The organism is Micromonospora sp. D75 (assembly GCF_018070405.1).
GTDB classification, from domain to species: Bacteria; Actinomycetota; Actinomycetes; order Mycobacteriales; family Micromonosporaceae; genus Micromonospora; species Micromonospora chalcea.
In genome coordinates this window covers 1-2,169 of record NZ_JAGPXV010000823.1, presented here as the reverse complement: position 1 = coordinate 2,169, position 2,169 = coordinate 1, and the positions used below count along the sequence as shown (strand labels likewise).

Here is a 2,169-nt window from a genome sequence, read left to right as displayed (position 1 = left end):
GGGGCGAGCAGCGCGTCCGGGCCGGGCAGCAGCACCGTCTCGCAGATGGTGACGTGCCGGCTGCGCGGCACCCGGGTCACCGTGACGGCCCAGCGCCAGCCGCGGTAACCGGCCATCCGGCATTCGAAGTAGTGGGTGACGACCCGGTCGCCCTCGGCGACGGCCTGGAGATGGTCGCCGATGTCTGTCGGCTCCACCTCGGTGATGGCGTCGCGGGCCACCTCGACGGCGGCGGCGCAGACCTGGTCGAGCCGGGGAGCGCGGGCGGAGGCGGGCCTGGTCACCGGACCATTGTTCCCCATGCCGGTCCACGGGTGACAGGCACTCCCCGGAGTCGTTCTCCGCGGGTGATGCGGCGCGCGTGGATCGAATGGGCGAGGATGGGACGCATGGCGCTGTCCTCCCGCTCCGGCCGCTCCTTTCTGGGGCGGACCGTCGGCACCGGCATCCGCGCCACCCGGCTGCTGTTGCGCGGGTCTCTGCACGGCGGGCGCTGGATGACCCGCCGCGCCGGCACCGCCCGGGCCCGCAGCGCCGGCAACGAGGTGGGCATGGTCCGGCTGTTCGACCTGCACGCCCTCTCCTGCGCCGGCGACACGCTCATCGCCATCGGCCTGGCCGGGACGATCTTCTTCGACGTGCCGCTGGGCGAGGCACGCAACAAGGTCGCCCTCTACCTGCTGGTGACCATGGTCCCGTTCGCCATGCTCGCCCCGGTGGTCGGCCCACTGCTCGACCACTTCCGCCACGGCCGGCGGTACGCGCTGGCCACCACCATGCTCGGCCGCGCGTTCCTGGCCTGGCTGATCTCCGACTACATCGGCGGCTTCGGGCTCTACCCGGCGGCGTTCGGCGTGCTCGCGCTCTCCCGGGCGTACGGCGTGGCCCGCTCGGCAGCGGTCCCCCGGCTGCTGCCCGAGGGCCTGGGACTGTCCCAGGTCGGGGCGCGGGCGAGCGTCTACGGCACGGTGGCGGGCGCGCTCGTCGCGCCGATCGGGCTGGCCGCGTTCTGGTTCGGGCCGCAGTGGCCGCTGCGGGTCGCGTCGGTGATCTTCCTGGTCGGCATGGTGATCTCCCTGCGGCTGCCGCCGAAGGCCGACTCCGAGCCGCCGGAGCGGATGCCGCACCCGCTGCGCGCGATGCGCCGCCGTGACGGCGAGCGCCCGCTGGGCCGGGGCCGCCCGGCCGGCCGCCTGGTGATCGCCACGCTGATCGGCGCGGCGGCGCTGCGCGGGCTCTACGGCTTCCTGCTGCTCTTCCTGGCCTTCGCCATCAAGGCCGGTGACCTGACCACCGACTTCTTCGGCCGTGACCTCGGCGCCCAGGGCGCGCTGGGCCTGGTCGGCGGCGCGCTGGCCGTCGGCACGTTCCTGGCCACCGCGATCGGCACCCGGCTGCGCATCCACCGGCCGACCGCGCTCCAGTCCAGCGGCACGATAGTGGTGGCCGGCGTGGCGGTGCTCGCCGCGCTGAAGTTCTCCCTGCCCATGGTGGCGCTGCTCTGCCTGGTGGCGGCGATGATGAGCGGGATCGCCAAGCTGACGGTGGACGCCTCGATCCAGGAACGCATCCCGGAGCGGCTGCGGGCCAGTTCGTTCGCGCACTCGGAGACCGCACTGATGCTCGCGTTCGTAGCCGGGGGCGGGCTCGGGCTGGTGCCGTTCACCGGGCTGATCGGGGTGACCGTCGCCGCCGTGGTGGCCGCGCTGGTGGCCGTACGCGGCGTGCTGGTCGCCGGCAAGCTGCGGGGTGAGCACCTGGTCGGCCGGCCGCTCGGCGACGAGGAACTGGCGGCGGAGCAGGCCACCCGGGCCGCGGAACCGGCCACCACCTCGTTCGACGACCCGGCGCCCACGTCACCGGCGCCCCAGCGTGCCGGCCCGCCGGAGGACGACGGGCTCGCGCCGCCCGGCTTCCACATCTACCGGCCCTCCTCATCGGTGGGCGGTTCCGGCGGCGTCGAGGACACCGAGCGGCGCGACCCCCGGGGGCCGGTGGCGTGACCGGGCTGCTCGTGGTCACGGCGGTACCCGCCGAGGCCGAGGCGATCCGCGCCGGCCTGACCGCATCCGCCGCGCCGGACGGGACGGCGCCGCCGGACGTGACGGTGCTGCCGGTCGGTGTCGGGCCGGCTGTCGCCGCTGCCGCCACGGCACGGCTGCTGGCGCT

Annotated in this window: 2 protein-coding genes and 1 pseudogene; 2 read left to right on the top strand and 1 reads right to left on the bottom strand. The window is 75.1% G+C overall.

Translation table 11 applies throughout. The annotated features are described in order from the left end of the window. A partial coding sequence (locus tag KBX39_RS29565) for a DUF3027 domain-containing protein (protein ID WP_210873678.1) occupies positions 1-302 on the bottom strand: 302 nt, incomplete at its 3' end. An 87-nt stretch (positions 303-389) separates the two neighbouring features. Between KBX39_RS29565 and KBX39_RS29560 the strand changes: the two genes are divergently transcribed. Together KBX39_RS29560 and KBX39_RS29555 are read left to right on the top strand one after the other, a co-directional pair. Then, entirely contained in the window at positions 390-2,003 is a 1,614-nt protein-coding gene (locus KBX39_RS29560) for an MFS transporter (RefSeq protein WP_043327166.1), read from the top strand. Beyond that, positions 2,000-2,169 (top strand): annotated as a pseudogene (locus KBX39_RS29555) (futalosine hydrolase); the annotation flags it as partial. The gene KBX39_RS29560 and the pseudogene KBX39_RS29555, both read left to right, overlap by 4 nt.